We start from the raw sequence: 16,722 nt of genomic DNA on the forward strand, positions 1-16,722 counted from the left end.
GTGCGAACGGGAAGAAGGGACGGCGGCGCTCAGACAGCGTGGCGTTTGCGGTAGTGCGCGAGGAAACGGTCGATGCGGCCGATGGCCTCGGTGAGGTCGTCACTGTTGGGCAGGAAGACGAGGCGGAAGTGGTCGGGCTGCGGCCAGTTGAAACCGGTGCCCTGCACGATCAGCACCTTCTCCTCGGCCAGCAGGTCGTAGGCGAACTGCTGGTCGTCGGCGATGGGGTAGAGCTTGGGGTCCAGCCGCGGGAACATGTACAGCGCCGCTTGCGGCTTGACCACGCTCACGCCCGGAATCTGGCTCAGCATGTCGTACGCCAGATCGCGCTGGCGGCACAGCCGGCCGCCGGGCGCCACCAGGTCCTTGATGCTCTGGTAGCCGCCCAGCGCCGTCTGGATGGCCAGCTGCCCCGGCGTGTTGGCGCACAGCCGCATGCTGGCCAGCATGTTCAGGCCTTCGATGTAGTCGCGTGCATGGCGCTTGGGGCCCGACACCACCATCCAGCCCGCGCGGTAGCCGCAGCTGCGGTAGTTCTTGCTGAGGCCGTTGTAGGTGACGCAGAGCACGTCTTCGGCCAGGCTCGCGATGCTGGTGTGCACGGCGCCGTCGTAGAGCGTCTTGTCGTATATCTCGTCGGCAAAGATGATCAGTTGGTGCCGGCGCGCGATCTCGACGATGTCCTGGAGAAGATCCACCGGGTACAGCGCTCCGGTGGGGTTGTTCGGGTTGATGACGACGATGGCCTTGGTGCGCGAACTCACCTTGGCGCGGATGTCGTCCAGGTCGGGCAGCCAGCCCGAGCCTTCGTCGCAACGGTAGTGCACCGGCGTGCCGCCCGACAGCGACACCACGGCCGTGTGCAGCGGGTAGTCGGGCGCGGGGATGAGCACCTCGTCACCCGTGTCGAGCAGCGCGTTCATGCTCATCGCGATCAACTCGCTGGCGCCATTGCCGAGGTAGACGTCGTCCACCGTCACGCCGGCGATCTTCTTTTCCTGCGTGTAGTGCACCACCGCCTTGCGCGGCGCGAACAGGCCCTTGCTGTCGGTGTAGCCCGCCGCCGTCTGGCTGGGCAGGTTGCGGATCATGTCCTGCACGATCTCGTCCGGCGGCATCAAACCGAAGGCGGCCACGTTGCCGATGTTCAGCTTGATGATCTTCTGGCCTTCTTCTTCCATCTGCCGCGCCTTGTCGAGCACGGGGCCGCGGATGTCGTAGCCGACGTTGGCGAGCTTGGCAGACTTGGCGATCGGCTTCATGGTGGGCGGCTCGGGCAGACGGCACGTGCCTGCGAGGGCGCGGCACGGCGTGGGGCTGACGGAACCTAGAATTATCCCGCATGAAATTCGAGCGCCATGAAGTTCCAGCCTGACACCGCCAGCGGCGTCAACCTCGTCACCCGGCAGGAGCCGGGGCGCCTGTGGGTGGGCACCACGCCCCACACGCAGAGCGTGCTCGTGCCCTGGGAGGGTGAGGTGCTGCCCTGGGGCGCCAGCCGCCCCGAAGAGCTGACCGAGGCGCACTTCGCGCAGATCGCCGCGCTGCGGCCCGAGGTGGTGATCTTCGGCAGCGGCGAGCGCCTGCGCTTCGTCTCGCCAGCGCTGCTGCGGCCGCTGATCGAGCTGCGCATCGGTGTCGAGACCATGGACACACCCGCCGCCTGCCGCACCTACAACGTGCTGGTCAGCGAACACCGCCGCGCACTGGCGGCGCTGCTGCTCTCACCGCCCGCGCCACCCTCGGCATGAGGGTGCACCGCAGGGGGCCCGGTCAGAGACCCGACGCGGAGACTTTATAATTCGGGATTGAGCCGGCTTGACTGGAGGAGCCGGCTTCCCCCCGTGCAGTGCGAGAAAACAGTCCATGACGCCTGTCATCAACAAGTCCCTACCGGAATTCGAAGCCTTGGCCACGGGCGGCGTGAAGTTCACGCCCCAGTCGCACATCGGCAAGGCGGTGGTGCTGTACTTCTACCCGAAGGACAACACCCCCGGCTGCACCACCGAAGCGATGCAGTTCCGTGACCAGCACAAGGACTTCATCAAGGCCGGTGCGGTGGTGTTCGGCGTCTCGCGCGACAACATGGCCAGCCACGAGAAGTTCAAGCAGAACCTCGAGCTGCCTTTCGAGTTGATCGCCGACACCGAAGAGAAGCTCTGCCACATGTTCGGCGTGGTCAAGAACAAGATCATGTACGGCAAGAAGGTCAAGGGCATCGAACGCAGCACCTTCCTCATCGACGCCGAAGGCGTGATGCGCGCCGAGTGGCGCGGCATCAAGGTGGCCGGGCACGTCGACGAAGTGCTCAAGGCCGTGAAGGCGCTCAAGAAGGCCGCTTGATCGCCACGCCCCCCTGCCTGCGAACGCGGCACACCGGCCGCGATGCAGAACCGGTCCCCCACGACGAAGCCGCACAGCAGCCTGTGCGGCTTTTTGCTTTCTTCTTCTGAACCGCTGTCACACCCATGCCCCTGCCCAAGCCGCCCGCGAAAAAAGGTGACCTGCTGCGCTCTGCCGACTACGAGGCGCAAGCCGCGCCGCGGGCCGACAAGCGAGCGCTGAAGACACGCAGCGCCGAAGCGCCGGCACAGGCCACGCTGGAACTGCTGGACACCGCGCCGCCGGCCACCGCCGCGCGCGCACCTGCCGCCAAGCCCGCCAGACTTGCCAAGGCGCCAGCCGCCGTGCCCGCGCAGGCCGTGGCCGCCCCTGTCGGTGCGCCTGCGGCCGCCACGGGCTATGCCCCGCTGGCCCGCACGGCCGCCCCGGCGCCGCGCGCGCGCAAGCCGCGCAGCACGGGCCCGGCCAAGCTCTTCGTGCTGGACACCAACGTGCTGATGCACGACCCGATGTCGCTCTTCCGCTTCGAGGAGCACGACGTCTTCCTGCCCATGATCACGCTGGAAGAACTCGACGGCCACAAGAAGGGCATGAGCGAGGTGGCGCGCAGCGTGCGCCAGGTCAGCCGCGAGCTCGATGCACTGGCCGCCCTGGCCGCCAAGGACGGGCAGATGGATGCCCAGGCCGGCATCCCCCTGGCCGGCACCGGCCACCGCGAGGCCGGCGGCAAGCTCTACTTCCAGACCACCTTCCTCGACTTCAAGCTGCCCCCGGGCCTGCCCCAAGGCAAGGCCGACAACCAGATCCTGGGCGTGGTGCAGAGCCTGCGCGAGCAGCAGCCGGGCCGCGAGATCGTGCTGGTGTCGAAAGACATCAACATGCGCGTGAAGGCGCGCGCCCTGGGCCTGCCCGCCGAAGACTATTTCAACGACAAGACGCTGGAAGACGGCGACCTGCTCTACACCGGCGTGCTGCCGCTGCCGGCCGACTTCTGGGACCGCCATGGCAAGACCATGGAGAGCTGGCAGCAGGGTGGCCACACCTACTACCGCATCAGCGGTCCGCTGGTGCCGGCGCTGATGATCAACCAGTTCGTCTTCCTGGAAGTGCCGGGCGCGCCCTCGCTCTACGCGCGCGTGGCCGAGATCACCGGCAAGACGGCGGTGCTCAAGACGCTGCGCGACTACACGCACGGCAAGAACTCGGTGTGGGGCGTGACGGCACGCAACCGCGAGCAGAACTTCGCGCTGAACCTGCTGATGGACCCGGAGTGCGACTTCATCACCCTCACCGGCACGGCCGGCACCGGCAAGACACTGATGACGCTGGCCTCGGGCCTGAGCCAGGTGCTGGACGAGCGCCGCTACAGCGAGATCATCGTCACGCGCGTGACGGTGCCCGTGGGTGACGACATCGGCTTCCTGCCCGGCAACGAAGAAGAGAAGATGGGCCCCTGGATGGGCGCGCTCGACGACAACCTGGAAGTGCTGGCGCGCAGCGACGGCAGCGCCGGCGAGTGGGGCCGCGCGGCCACCAACGACCTGGTGCGCAGCAAGATCAAGATCAAGAGCCTGAACTTCATGCGCGGGCGCACCTTCCTGAACAAGTTCGTCATCATCGACGAGGCGCAGAACCTCACGCCCAAGCAGATGAAGACGCTGATCACGCGCGCCGGCCCCGGCACCAAGATCGTGTGCCTGGGCAACCTCGCGCAGATCGACACGCCCTACCTCACCGAAGGCAGCAGCGGCCTGACCTACGCGGTCGACCGCTTCAAGGGCTGGCCGCACGGCGGCCACGTGACGCTGGCGCGCGGCGAACGTTCGCGGCTGGCGGATTTCGCGTCCGACGTGCTGTGAACCCGGCGGGGCGGCTCACCCGGGCCACCCTGCTGGCCGCCTTGCTGTTCACGCTGCTGCTCGGCGCCTGTGCCACGCTGCCGCCCGCTGCGGGCACCACGCGCGCGCAGGTGCTGCAGTTGTGGGGCCCGCCCACGGCCGAACACGCGCTGCCCGGCGGCGTGCAACGCCTGGAGTACGCCAGCGGCCCCTACGGCCGCACGACGTGGATGTTCGACCTCGACGCCAGCGGCCGCCTGCAGCAAGCCCGCCAGGTGCTGAACGAGGCCGAGTTCCAGGCCGTGATGGCTCTGCCCGGCCTTCGCGCGGCCGAGGTGCGCCAGCGCCTGGGCACGCCGGGCGAGGTGCGTCCCCTGGGCTGGCGCGGTGGTGAGGTCTGGGGCTGGCGCTACCCCACCAACGACTGCCTGTGGTTCGAGATCAGCTTCAGCGCCGAGGGGCGTGTGCAGGGCGGTGGCTACGGCGCCGACCCGCGCTGCGACACACCGGCCGACCGCGACTGATCGCCCGCACCGGCCGCCGATGCCGGATCACGCACGCGCAGGAAACTCGCGAAACGCGGCAGGCCGCTCTCGGTGTAGCCGCGGTGGCGGTAGCTCACCACGCTGCCCGGCGGGGGTGGTGCCTCTCGTTCGGCATCGCTGAAGCCCGTGCCCAGCAGGAACTGCCGGCCGGTCGGCGTCTGCACCCGCAGCGCGCCCATGCGGCCGGCGTGGCGGCCGCGGCCGGGCACGGCGGCCAGCACCACGGCCTCGGCGTCGTGCTCGGGTTTCAGCTTCTGCAGCACCGCGCTGCGGCCGGTGGTGTAGAGCGCGTCGGCGCGGTGCAGCATCAGGCCCTCGCCTCCTTCGGCCACCACCGCTTCCAACCAGCGCTGCAACCCGGCGCGCGTGGCCACGCGGCGCTGCTCCACGGCCTGGAAGTGCGGTGCGTCCACCTCCTGCCCCAGGCTGGCCAGGCGCTCGTAGCGCGCGCTGAAGGGCCCGGGCACGCCAGGCAGGTCGAAGGCCAGGTAGCGGATGTGCTGCCATTCGGCCTGGCGCGGGGCGGCGCGACGCACGGCGCCTGACAGATCCTCGAAGCGCCTGCGGCCGGCCCAGAGTTCGCCATCCAGCGCCACCGCCGGCAGGCGCTGCGTGAACCACGCGGGGGCCGCAATGGCCAGGCCACTGCGGGTGCGCAGGGTATGGCCGTCCCACACCGCGCGCACGCCGTCGTACTTCTCGCTCACGAGGAAGCCGGCGGGGTCGATGTCGGGGGCGGCCTCCACGGCCAGCAGCAGGCCCGGCGGCCGGGGTGCGGCGGCGGCCGGCTCGGCAGCGAGGCCGGCCGCGGGCGCGGCCATGAACGCAGCCGCTCGGGCCAGCCAGTGGCGGCGGGTGCAAAGGCTGGGGTGCATGACGGGCCTCAGGCTGTGGAAAGGCCCTCAGTCTTCCGCCGCAGAACCCGCACCACCATCGCCCGCGCGGGCGCCTGCCGGGGGCCCCCGGCGGAGGGGGCCCTCAGACCTGCGCACTCAACGCACCGCGACGAGATCCTTGATCTGCTGCACCGTGCTCGGGTCTTCGATGGTCGTGAGGTCTCCGGCCTCGCGGCCTTCGCACACGGCCTGGATCACGCGGCGCAGCATCTTGCCCGAGCGCGTTTTTGGCAGCGCCGTCACGAAGCGCACACGCGCCGGCCGCGCCACGGCGCCGAGCTGGCTCTCCACCACCTTCATCAGCTCACCTTCGAGCTGCAGCGCGCCCTCGGGCGTGGCGGCGCGGGCCGTGTCCTTCAGCACCGCGAAGGCCATCGCCACCTGGCCCTTGAGCTGGTCGGCCACGCCCACCACGGCCACCTCGGCCACGGCGGCGTGGCTGGAGAGGCTCTCTTCGATCTCGCGCGTGCCCAGCCGGTGGCCGGCGACGTTGATCACGTCGTCGGTGCGGCCCAGGATGAAGTAGTAGCCCTCTTCGTCGCGGATGCCCCAGTCGAAGGTGCTGTAGACCATCTTGCCCGGCACGCTCTTCCAGTAGGTGTTGACGAAACGCGCGTCGTCGCGCCACACGGTCTGCATGAAGCCGGGCGGCAGCGGGCCTTCGATGACCACCACGCCCTTCTGGTGGGGCTGCGTCAGCTCTTCGCCGGTCTGCTCGTCGAGCAGCTTGACGTCGTAGCCCGGCATGGCGATGCCGGGGCTGCCGAAGCGGCTTTCCTTGCGCTCCACGCCGTTGGCGATGGTCAGGATGGGCCAGCCGCTTTCGGTCTGCCAGTAGTTGTCGATGATGGGAACGCCCAAGGCGCCCGAGATCCAGCTGGCGGTGGGCTCGTCCAGCGGCTCGCCGGCCAGGAAGAGCGCACGAAGGCTGGAGAGGTCGTGTTTCTTCAGCGCAGCCGGGTCCTGCTTCTTCAACACGCGCACGGCGGTGGGGGCCGAGAACATCGCCGTCACCTTGTACTTCTCGACCAGGCTCCACCAGATGGCGGCATCGGGCTCGCCGTTCATGCCGCGGATGGGCAGGCCTTCGTAGAGGATGGTGGCCATGCCGTGCAGCAGCGGGCCGTAGACGATGTAGCTGTGGCCCACCACCCAGCCGATGTCGCTGGTGCTGAAGTAGGTTTCGCCGGGCTGGCCGAGGAAGATCTGCTCCATGCTGGCCGCCAGCGCCACGGCATAACCGCCAGTGTCGCGCTGCACGCCCTTGGGCCGGCCGGTGGTACCGCTGGTGTAGATGGTGTAGCTGATGGCGGTGCTGTCCAGCCACACCACGGGCACCTGCGCGCCGCGGTGCTGTTCGCGCAGCGCGGTGTAGTCGAGGTCGCGGCCTTCGGTCATGGGCATGGGCGCGAGACCGCGGTTGACCATCAGCACCTGCGGCACCTTGTGGGCCGAGAGCTTCAGCGCTTCATCCAGCAAAGGCTTGTAGGGCACCACCTTGCCGGCGCGGCTGCCGGCGTCGGCGCTGACCACCATCACCGGCTCGGCGTCTTCGATGCGGCTGGCCAGGCTGACGCTGGCAAAGCCGCCGAACACCACCGAGTGCACCGCGCCGATGCGCGTGCAGGCCAGCATGGCGAACACGGCCTCGGGGATCATGGGCATGTAGATCAGCACGCGGTCGCCCTGCTTCACGCCCTGGGCCTGCAGGATGGCGGCCATGCCCATCACTTCGGCCTGCAGTTCGCGGTAGCTGTAGGCGCGCTCTTGCCCGACCTCGGTGCTCACCCACACCAGCGCGTTCTGATCGCCGCGCGTGGCCACGTGGCGGTCCACCGCGTTGTGGCACAGGTTGGTGGTGCCGCCCTCGAACCAGCGCGTGAAGGGCGGGTTGTCGTTGTTGCACACCCGCGTGAAGGGCGTGTGCCATTCGATGCGCTGCGCCTGCTCGGCCCAGTAGGCCTCGCGGTCGGCGAGAGAACGTTGGTGCAGTTCGGCGTAAGTCGAGCGCTCGGCCATGCGGTGTCTCCGGTTCGTGGCGCGGGGTGGGCCCCGTCGTGACACCGCATTCTCGGCCGCGCGCTTGCGCAGCGCTGACACCGCCCGGGGCCGGTGCAGACGCCCCCTGGCGAATCAGGAAACGCGCACCACCACGCGCCCGCGCACCTGCCCCGCCATCAGGCGCTGTGCCGCGGCTGGCGCGTCTTCCAGCGCGATCTCTTGCACCATCGTCTCCAGCAGCGCCGGGTCGAGGTCGCGTGCCAGCCGTGCCCAGGACTGCTCGCGCAAGGGCCGCGGAGCCATCACGCTGTCGATGCCCGCCAGCGTCACGCCGCGCAGGATGAAGGGCATCACCGTGCCCGGCAGGTCGTGGCCCTGGGCCAGGCCGCAGGCAGCCACCACGCCGCCGTAGCGCGTCTGCGCCAGCGCGTTGACCAGCGTGTGGCTGCCCACGGCGTCCACCACGGCGGCCCAGCGCTCTTTCTGCAGTGGCTTGCCCGGCGCGGCCAGTTCGGCGCGGTCGATGACGCCGGCGGCGCCGAGCTTCAGCAGGTAGTCGGCCTCTGCGGGTTTGCCGGTGGCCGCGATGACGAGGTGGCCCAGGCGCGCCAGCAGCGCGATGGCCACGCTGCCCACGCCGCCCGTGGCGCCCGTGACCAGCACCTCGCCCGCGCCAGGAGCCAGGCCATGGCGCTCCAGCGCCAGCACGCAGAGCATGGCGGTGTAGCCGGCGGTGCCGATGGCCATGGCCTGGCGCGGCGTGAAGGCCGCTGGCAGGCGCACCAGCCAGTCGCCCTTCAAGCGTGCGCGCTCAGCCAGGCAACCCCAGTGGGTTTCGCCCACGCCCCAGCCGTTGTGTACGAAAGTGTCACCGGCCTGCCAGTCCGGATGCTCGCTGGCCAGCACGGTGCCGGCGCCGTCGATGCCCGGCACCATGGGCCACAGGCGCACCACGGGCGACTTGTTCGTCAGCGCCAGCCCGTCCTTGAAGTTCAGCGTGGAATGGCTGAGCTGAACCAGCACCATGCCGGGGCCGGCTGGCGGCAGGCGGCTTTCGTCCAGCGTGGTGACACCGGCACGGAAGCCGGCCTCGTCTTTTTCAAGCAGCAGGGCTTTGAACATGGCGTAACAGCAAGGGTGACGGGGGCTGCGATGCTGCCATGCCCTGCCCGAGACCGCCGCCGGCGGCCCGGGGCCGCGCCGGTTGACGCCCGCGCCTGCACTGCTATCCTGCCGCGCCCATGCCCTTCCGCCCGCTGCCCCCAGCCCCGCCGCCCCGCCTCGCGCCGCTGCGCGCGGCTTGGCTGCGTCGGGCCACGGCGGGCGCGCTGGTCGCGGCGGCCTGCGGCGCCTGGGCGCAGACCACGCCGGCCCCGGCCCCCCCGCCGCCGCCAACGCCTGCGGGCGACGCCGTGCTGCACCTCCTGCAGGAACGGGGCCTGGTGCCCGAGGCCGGCAAGATCGAGAACAGCCCGATCGTCCAGCAGATGCGCGACAGCGCCACCGAGATGGTGCTGACGGCGATGAACTTCCTGGGCGTGCGCTACGTGCGCGGCGGCAACACGGCCGAGCAGGGCTTCGATTGCAGCGGCTTCACGCGCTACGTCTTCGAACGCAGCCTGGGCCTGGTGCTCCCGCGCCGGGCCGACGAGCAGGCCAAGATCGCCGGCCTGCTGAGCGTCAAGCAGGAAGAACTCAAGCCCGGCGACCTCGTCTTCTTCAACACCATGCGCCGCGCCTTCTCGCACGTGGGCATCTACGTCGGCGAGGGCAAGTTCATCCACGCCCCGCGGGCCGGTGCCGAGGTGCGCATCGAAGACATGCGCCAGGCCTACTGGGCCAAGCGCTTCAACGGCGCGCGCCGCGCCGAAGTACCCACTGTCGAAACCCCGGCAGCGCGCTGAGCCGCTGCCAGCCGCCACAATGGCGGCATGGGCGAGAACGTGATTCCGAGCGTGATTCCATTGGCCGACCTGCGCTACGCCGCAGCCGTGCCCCGCATCCCCGAAACGGGCTTCGACACCACCGGCCTGCTGGCCGACCGCCTGGGCCGGCCGCTGCGCGACCTGCGCATCAGCGTGACGGACCGCTGCAACTTCCGGTGCAGCTACTGCATGCCGAAGGACGTGTTCGACAGCCAGTACAAGTTCCTGCCCCAGAGCAGCCTGCTGAGCTTCGAGGAGATCACGCGCACGGCGCGGCTTTTCGTCGCCCACGGCGTGAGCAAGCTGCGGCTGACCGGTGGTGAGCCGCTGCTGCGCAAGCACATCGAGGTGCTGATCGGCCAACTGGCCGAGCTTCGCACGCCCGAAGGCGAGCCGCTGGACATCACGCTCACCACCAACGGCTCGCTGCTGGAACGCAAGGCCGCGGCGCTGCGTGCGGCCGGGCTGCGGCGCGTGACCGTCAGCCTCGACGCGCTGGACGACACCATCTTCCAGCGCATGAACGACGTCGATTTCCCCGTGGCCGACGTGCTGCAGGGCATCGAGGCGGCGCTGGCCGCGGGCCTGGCACCGATCAAGATCAACATGGTGGTCAAGCGCGGCACCAATTGCCACGAGATCGTGCCGCTGGCGAGCCACGTGCGTGAGCGCTACGGCCCGGGCGTGGTGCTGCGTTTCATCGAGTACATGGACGTCGGCGCCACCAACGGCTGGCGCATGGACGAGGTGCTGCCCTCGGCCCAGGTGGTGCAGCGGCTGCACGAGGTGTTTCCGCTGGAGCCGATGGAGGCCAGCGCACCGGGCGAGACCGCCCAGCGCTGGCGCTACCGCGACGGCGGTGGCGAGATCGGCGTCATCAGCAGCGTGACGCAGGCCTTCTGCGGCGATTGCAACCGCGCGCGCCTGTCCACCGAGGGCAAGCTCTTCCTGTGTCTCTTCGCCAGCCGCGGGCACGACCTGCGCGCCCTGCTGCGCGGCACCCAGGCCGACGGCCAGCCCTACACCGACGCGCAGATCGCCCGCGCCATCGGCCTGGTGTGGAGCGAACGCGACGACCGTTACTCCCAGTTGCGCAGCGCCCTGCCGGCCGCTCCCGCAGACAGCGGCAGTGGCGAGCGCCGCGTGGAGATGCACTACATCGGCGGCTGACATGCCGCGCGGCTGTTGTGTCCAAGACAAATCCGGGCGAACCCGGATGAACGCGCCCCCCCGGGATCCCGTATAACCACACTCAGCGAACCGACACCCCACCAGCAGCACAGGGCGCGGCAGGCTCAGCCTCCGCGCCCTGTGCTGCTTGAAGCGTTCGCAACGCTGGTCTTGTTCTCGAACCGCAGCCGAGCCGAAAGCGATGGAACCGTCTCTCATCCGCATGCTGTCCACCGCCGCCGACGACGCCGTGGCCCTCACCGCACCGGGCCGGCCTGCGCTCACCCATGGCGGCCTGCGCGCGTTGGTGCAGCGCACGCTGGACACGCTGAACGGCTTGGGCATCGGCCGCAACGACCGCGTGGCCATCGTGCCGGCCAACGGCCCCGAGATGGCCAGCTGCTTCCTCAGCGCTGCCTGTGGCGTGACCACGGCGCCGCTGAATCCGGCCTACCGCGCCGACGAGTTCGAGTTCTACCTCTCGGACCTGAACGCCAAGGCGCTGATCGTCGAGCACGACAGCGCCTCGCCGGCCATCGAGGTGGCGCAGAAACTCGGCGTGCGCCTGATCGACCTGCATGGCGGCAGCGCGGCAGGCGACTTCACGCTGCAACCGCGCGATGGCGGCACGGCCGCCACCCCAGCGGCGCAAGGCGGTCTGGCCCAGCCCGGCGACATCTCGATGGTGCTGCACACCAGCGGCACCACCTCGCGGCCGAAGATCGTGCCGCTGAGCCAGCGCAACCTGTGCGCCTCGGCGCGCAACATCGCCGCCACGCTGCAGTTCACGCCCGCCGACCGCGGGCTGAACATCATGCCGCTGTTCCACATCCACGGCCTGATCGCCGGCGTGCTGGCGCCTCTGGCCGCGGGCTCGCAGGTGTATTGCACACCGGGCTTCAACGCGCTGAAGTTCTTCGGCTGGATGGACGAGGCCAAACCCACCTGGTACACGGCCGTGCCGACCATGCACCAGGCCATCCTCAGCCGTGCCGGCAAGAACGCCGAGGTCATTGCGCGCCACCCTCTGCGCTTCATCCGCAGCAGCAGCAGCAGCATGCCGCCGCAGGTGATCCGCGAACTCGAGGAAGTGTTCAAGGCGCCGCTGATCGAGAGCTACGGCATGACGGAAGCCTGCCACCAGATGGCCAGCAACCCGCTGCCGCCGGCCGTGCGCAAGCCCGGCAGCGTGGGCCTGGCTGCGGGGCCCGAGGTGGGCATCATGGGCGACGACGGCACGCTGCTGCCGCGCGGCGAGATCGGCGAGATCGTCATCCGCGGCGACAACGTCACCGCAGGCTACGAGAGCAACCCCAAGGCCAACGCCGAGGCCTACACCAACGGCTGGTTCCGCACCGGCGACCAGGGCGTGATGGACGCCGAGGGTTATGTCAGCCTCACCGGCCGGCTGAAGGAAATCATCAACCGCGGCGGCGAGAAGGTCAGCCCGCGCGAGGTGGACGAGATCCTCATGGACCACCCGGCCGTGGCGCAGGTGGTGTGCTTCGGCATGCCCCACCCCAAGCTCGGTGAAGAGGTGGCCGCAGCCGTGGTGCTGCGCGAAGGCCAGAGCGCCACCGAACGTGAATTGCAAGACTTCGTCGGCCAGCGGGCCGCCGACTTCAAGGTGCCCAAGAAGATCCTCCTGATGGAAGAGATTCCCAAGGGCGCCACCGGCAAGCTGCAACGCATCGGCCTGGCGGCCAAGCTCGGGCTGGCCTGAACCTCTTTCTGCAGTATCTCGAGATGAAGCTGTACCTGTTTTCCCTTCGTTCGCCGCCCATGACCTGAACCCCAGGCAGGTGGTGTTTCTTTCTGCATGTGACTTCCCTCTGAATCTAGGAGACGACATGAGTAGGACCGCACCCCGCAGTACGCTGTTCCACCCGGCCCCAGTGGCCGGCCGCGCCCCCCAGGCGCTGATCGCTGCGCGCACCCGCAGTGCGCTGCGTGCCACGCAACGAGTTCGGCAGGCCAGCATCGCCCTGCTGCTGGGCGCCACCGCACTGCTCGCCAGCCCCTGGGCCCGGGCCTGGGAACCGGCCAAGCCGGTAGAGTTCGTGGTGCCCGCCGGCACCGGCGGCGGCGCCGACCAGATGGCCCGCTTCATCCAGGGCGTGGTGGCCAAGAACAACCTGATGAAGCAGCCCATCGTGGTGGTGAACCGCTCGGGCGGCGCTGGCGCCGAGGGCTTCCTCGATGTCAAGGGCGACAAGGGCAACCCGCACAAGATCATCATCACGCTGAGCAACCTGTTCACCACGCCGCTGGCGACCGGGGTGCCCTTCAACTGGCGCGACATGACGCCCGTCAGCATGCTGGCGCTCGACCAGTTCGTGCTGTGGGTCAACGAAGAATCGCCGCACAAGACCGCCAAGCAGTTCTTCGACGCGCTGAAGGCCGGCCCCGACCGCGGCCTGAAGATGGGCGGCACCGGCAGTAAGCAGGAAGACCAGATCATCACCGTGCTGCTCGAGAAGGCCGCCGGCAAGAAGATCACCTACATCCCCTTCAAGGGCGGCGGCGACGTGGCGGTGCAGCTCGTGGGCAAGCACATCGACGCCACGGTGAACAACCCCATCGAGGCCGAAAGCCACTGGCGTGCCGGCAAGCTGCGCCCGCTGTGCGTGTTCGACAAGGTCAAGATGCCCTACCCGGCCAAGCTCACGGCGACGCAGGGCTGGGGCGACATCCCGCCCTGCGCCACCGCCGGCATTCCGGCCGAGTACGTGATGCTGCGCGGCATCTTCATGCCCCCGGGCGTGACGCCGGATCAGCAGAAGTTCTACGTCGACCTGATGGCCAAGGTGCGTGCGCTGCCCGAGTGGAAAGAGTTCATGAACAAGGGCGCCTTCAACCAGACGGCGCTCAGTGGCCAGGCCTACTTCGACTGGCTGGGCAAGAACGAGCAGATGCACCGCGAGCTGATGCGCGAAGCCGGCTTCCTGGCACGCTGAGGCACCCATGCAAGACACCGACAACACCGGCGACGCCATCGGCGTCCGCTGGCCGGAGCTGCTCGTCGCCGTGTTCCTGCTGGCGCTGGGCGTGGTGGTCATCGTCGACAGCCTGCGCGTGGGCACGGGCTGGGCCGACGATGGCCCGCAATCGGGCTATTTCCCGTTCTACATCGGTCTGGCGCTGGCCGGCGCCAGCGGCTGGACAGCCTTCAAGCAGCTGATGCGCTGGCGCACCGTGGAGGTGTTCGCCGAGCGCGAGCAGCTGCGCAGCGTGCTGGCCATCCTGCTGCCGATGGTGGTGTACGTGGCGGGCGTGGCCTTCCTCGGCATCTACGTCTCTTCCTTCGTGCTCATCGGCTACTTCATGCTGCGCCACGGCAAGCACGGCTGGCCGCTGACGCTGGGGGTCTCGGTCGGCGTACCGGCCTTTTTCTACGGCGTGTTCGAGCGCTGGTTCCTGGTGCCGCTGCCCAAGGGCCCGCTCGAAGCCCTGATCGGGGTGGCCTGACATGGACGAGATTCAAAGCCTGGTGCAGGGCTTCGGCATCGCGATGACCTGGCAGAACCTCGTGTTCATGCTGGTGGGCATCACGCTGGGCGTGCTGATCGGCGTGCTGCCCGGCCTGGGCGGCGCCAACGGCGTGGCCATCCTGCTGCCGTTGACCTTCAGCATGAACCCCACCTCGGCCATCATCATGCTGAGCTGCATCTACTGGGGTGCGCTGTTCGGCGGGGCCATCACCTCCATCCTGTTCAACATCCCGGGTGAACCCTGGAGCGTGGCCACCACCTTCGACGGCTACCCCATGGCACAGCAGGGCCGCGCGGCGCAGGCGCTCACGGCGGCTTTCACCAGCAGCTTCGTGGGCGCCATCTTCGCGGTGCTGCTCATCACCTTCCTGGCGCCGCTGCTCGCCAAGTTCGCGCTGAAGTTCGGGCCGGCGGAGTTCTTCGCGGTGCAGTTGCTGACCTTCTGCAGCTTCGTGGGCATGAGCAAGGAGCCACCTGCCAAGACCATCGCCGCGATGATGCTGGGCTTCGCGCTGGCCGCCGTGGGCCTGGACGCGGTGACCGGCACGCTGCGCATGACCTTCGACGTGCCCGAGCTGCTCAAGGGCTTCGACTTCCTGATCGCGGTGATCGGCCTCTTCGGCATCGGCGAGATCCTGCTGACGATGGAAGAAGGCCTGTCCTTCAAGGGCAAGAGCGCGAAGATCAACTTCAAGGTCGTCTGGCAGACCTGGGGCGAGCTGATCAAGCACTGGAAGCTCTTCCTGCGCAGCGTGGCCGTGGGTTGCTGGATGGGCATCACGCCCGGCGGCGCCACGCCGGCCAGCTTCATGAGCTATGGCATGGCGCGGCGCATGTCGAAGGAGCCCAACGAGTTCGGCAAGGGCCGCATCGAAGGCGTGGTGGCGCCCGAGACCGCGGCCCACGCCGCGGGCACGAGCGCGCTGCTGCCGATGCTGACGCTCGGCATCCCCGGCTCGCCCACCGCGGCGGTGCTGCTGGGCGGCCTGCTGATCTGGGGCCTGCAGCCCGGGCCCATGCTCTTCGTCGAGCAGAAGGAGTTCGTCTGGGGCCTGATCGCCAGCATGTACATCGGCAACATCGTGGGCCTGATCGTCGTGCTGACCACGGTGCCCTGGTGGGCGGCCATCCTGCGCATCCCGTTCTCGATCATCGGGCCGGTGATCATCGTCATCTGTGCCATCGGCGCCTACACGGTGCACAGCTCGATGTTCGACGTCATCCTGATGCTGGTGTTCGGTGTGCTGGGCTACCTCTTCAAGAAGCTGAAGTACCCGATGGCGCCTTTGGTGCTGGCGCTGGTGCTGGGTGACATGGCCGAGAGCAGCTTCCGCCAGGCCATGCTGCTCAGCCAGGGCTCGCTGGGCATCTTCTGGGGCAACCCGCTGGCCGGCAGCATCACGACGCTGGCGCTGGTGATGCTGGTGTGGCCGATGATCGGGGCCCTGAAGAACTACTACCGGGCGCGCGAGGCCGCGCCGAGGACCGCTGCATGAAGATCGCCGTAGTCGGCGCCGGCGCGATCGGGGGCTACCTCGGTGCGCGTCTGGCGCGTTCGGGGCAGGAAGTCACCTTCATCGCCCGCAACCGCAACCTGGAGGCCATCAACGCGCACGGCTTCAAGTTGATTCTTGAAGACGGCAGCGAAGAACACACGCCCGCTGGCCCCAACCTGCGCGCCGTGCAGCGCTACGCCGATGCCGGCCCGCAGGACGTGGTGCTGATCACCGTGAAGGCGCACCAGGTGAAAGACCTGCTCCCTGATCTGCGCGGCCTCTTCGGGCCCGACACGGTGGTCGTCACCATGATCAACGGCGTGCCCTGGTGGTACTTCCACAAGCTGGCCGGCCCCTACGAGGGCCGCAGCCTGGAGAGCCTGGACCCGGGCGGCCTGATCGCCGCGAACATCGAGCCCGAACGCCTCATCGGCAGCGTGGTCTACCCGGCCAGTGAGCTGGTGGCGCCGGGCGTGGTGAAGCTGATCGAGGGCAACCGCTTCAGCCTGGGCGAGCTCGATGGCAGCCGCAGCGAGCGCATCGAGGCCTTGAGCAAGGCCATGATGGGCGCGGGCTTCAAGAGCCCGGTCTCGCGCGACATCCGCAGCGAGATCTGGGTCAAGCTCTGGGGCAACCTCACCTTCAACCCGATCTCGGCGCTGACCCACGCCACGCTGGAAGACATCTGCCGCTATGGCCCCACGCGCGAGCTGGCTGCGGCCATGATGCGCGAGGCCCAGGCCGTGGGCGAGAAGCTCGGCGTGGCCTTCAAGATCAGCCTGGAGCAGCGCATCGCCGGCGCGGAAGCGGTGGGCGCGCACAAGACCAGCATGCTGCAGGACGTGGAAGCCGGCCGTGCGCTGGAACTGGAAGCGCTGGTGGGCTCGGTGGTCGAGCTCGGGCGCATCACCGAGACACCCACGCCGGTGATCAGCGCCATGCATGCCACCGTCAGCCTGCTGCAGCGCACGCTGGCCGCACAGCAGGGGCGGCTGAAGGTGCAGGCCGCGGCCTGAC

15 protein-coding genes are annotated in these 16,722 nt (G+C 69.0%); 11 read left to right on the top strand and 4 right to left on the bottom strand.

Annotated elements, in window-relative coordinates; all coding sequences use genetic code 11:
- Nucleotides 1-29: 29 nt before the first annotated feature.
- On the bottom strand, nt 30-1,262 hold the full coding sequence (locus EOE66_RS11510; protein WP_128228808.1) for a pyridoxal phosphate-dependent aminotransferase: 1,233 nt from the start codon (nt 1,260-1,262) through the stop codon (nt 30-32).
- Nucleotides 1,263-1,358: 96 nt separating this feature from the next.
- Between EOE66_RS11510 and EOE66_RS11515 the strand changes: the two genes are divergently transcribed.
- The 4 genes from EOE66_RS11515 (at nt 1,359) to EOE66_RS11530 (ending at nt 4,705) form a co-directional block, all read left to right on the top strand.
- Complete coding sequence (locus tag EOE66_RS11515) at nt 1,359-1,751, top strand: Mth938-like domain-containing protein (RefSeq protein ID WP_128228809.1); 393 nt, start codon at nt 1,359-1,361, stop codon at nt 1,749-1,751.
- A gap of 115 nt (nt 1,752-1,866) precedes the next feature.
- Nucleotides 1,867-2,343 (top strand): peroxiredoxin, encoded by a 477-nt coding sequence (locus EOE66_RS11520; RefSeq protein WP_128228810.1) that lies wholly within the window; start codon nt 1,867-1,869, stop codon nt 2,341-2,343.
- 125 nt (nt 2,344-2,468) lie between these two features.
- Nucleotides 2,469-4,202, top strand: coding sequence for a PhoH family protein (locus EOE66_RS11525; protein ID WP_128228811.1), 1,734 nt, complete (start codon nt 2,469-2,471; stop codon nt 4,200-4,202).
- Nucleotides 4,199-4,705, top strand: coding sequence for a hypothetical protein (locus EOE66_RS11530; protein WP_128228812.1), 507 nt, complete (start codon nt 4,199-4,201; stop codon nt 4,703-4,705). Before EOE66_RS11525 ends, EOE66_RS11530 begins: the two co-directional genes overlap by 4 nt.
- Here EOE66_RS11530 and EOE66_RS11535 read toward each other — a convergent pair.
- From EOE66_RS11535 to acuI, 3 genes are all read right to left on the bottom strand, one after another.
- Nucleotides 4,660-5,601: a DNA ligase gene (locus EOE66_RS11535; RefSeq protein ID WP_245479002.1), complete on the bottom strand. Its 942-nt coding sequence runs from the start codon at nt 5,599-5,601 to the stop codon at nt 4,660-4,662. The two genes, EOE66_RS11530 and EOE66_RS11535, sit on opposite strands and share 46 nt — an antisense overlap.
- A gap of 117 nt (nt 5,602-5,718) precedes the next feature.
- A complete protein-coding gene (locus EOE66_RS11540; protein WP_259376395.1) occupies nt 5,719-7,686 on the bottom strand; it encodes a propionate--CoA ligase in 1,968 nt (655 codons plus the stop codon).
- Nucleotides 7,687-7,755: 69 nt separating this feature from the next.
- The gene (gene acuI, locus EOE66_RS11545; protein ID WP_128228814.1) at nt 7,756-8,745 is read right to left on the bottom strand and encodes an acrylyl-CoA reductase (NADPH); all 990 of its coding nucleotides are present in this window, start codon (nt 8,743-8,745) and stop codon (nt 7,756-7,758) included.
- 119 nt (nt 8,746-8,864) lie between these two features.
- Between acuI and EOE66_RS11550 the strand changes: the two genes are divergently transcribed.
- The 7 genes from EOE66_RS11550 to EOE66_RS11580 all read left to right on the top strand — a co-directional run bounded on the left by EOE66_RS11550 (nt 8,865) and on the right by EOE66_RS11580 (nt 16,721).
- Nucleotides 8,865-9,527, top strand: a complete 663-nt coding sequence (locus EOE66_RS11550; RefSeq protein ID WP_128228815.1) for a C40 family peptidase — start codon at nt 8,865-8,867, stop codon at nt 9,525-9,527.
- Between the two features lie 27 nt (nt 9,528-9,554).
- Complete coding sequence (gene moaA / locus EOE66_RS11555; RefSeq protein WP_128228816.1) at nt 9,555-10,718, top strand: GTP 3',8-cyclase MoaA; 1,164 nt, start codon at nt 9,555-9,557, stop codon at nt 10,716-10,718.
- A gap of 202 nt (nt 10,719-10,920) precedes the next feature.
- Complete coding sequence (locus tag EOE66_RS11560; RefSeq protein WP_128228817.1) at nt 10,921-12,441, top strand: acyl--CoA ligase; 1,521 nt, start codon at nt 10,921-10,923, stop codon at nt 12,439-12,441.
- 127 nt (nt 12,442-12,568) lie between these two features.
- Nucleotides 12,569-13,675: a Bug family tripartite tricarboxylate transporter substrate binding protein gene (locus EOE66_RS11565; protein ID WP_128228818.1), complete on the top strand. Its 1,107-nt coding sequence runs from the start codon at nt 12,569-12,571 to the stop codon at nt 13,673-13,675.
- Nucleotides 13,676-13,682: 7 nt separating this feature from the next.
- A complete protein-coding gene (locus EOE66_RS11570) occupies nt 13,683-14,186 on the top strand; it encodes a tripartite tricarboxylate transporter TctB family protein (RefSeq protein ID WP_128228819.1) in 504 nt (167 codons plus the stop codon).
- Between the two features lies 1 nt (nt 14,187).
- Nucleotides 14,188-15,705, top strand: a complete 1,518-nt coding sequence (locus EOE66_RS11575; RefSeq protein WP_128228820.1) for a tripartite tricarboxylate transporter permease — start codon at nt 14,188-14,190, stop codon at nt 15,703-15,705.
- Nucleotides 15,702-16,721 (top strand): 2-dehydropantoate 2-reductase, encoded by a 1,020-nt coding sequence (locus EOE66_RS11580; RefSeq protein ID WP_128228821.1) that lies wholly within the window; start codon nt 15,702-15,704, stop codon nt 16,719-16,721. Before EOE66_RS11575 ends, EOE66_RS11580 begins: the two co-directional genes overlap by 4 nt.
- Nucleotide 16,722: the final 1 nt, after the last annotated feature.

The sequence above is a fragment of the Rubrivivax rivuli genome (genome assembly GCF_004016505.1).
Lineage (GTDB): Bacteria > Pseudomonadota > Gammaproteobacteria > Burkholderiales > Burkholderiaceae_C > Rubrivivax > Rubrivivax rivuli.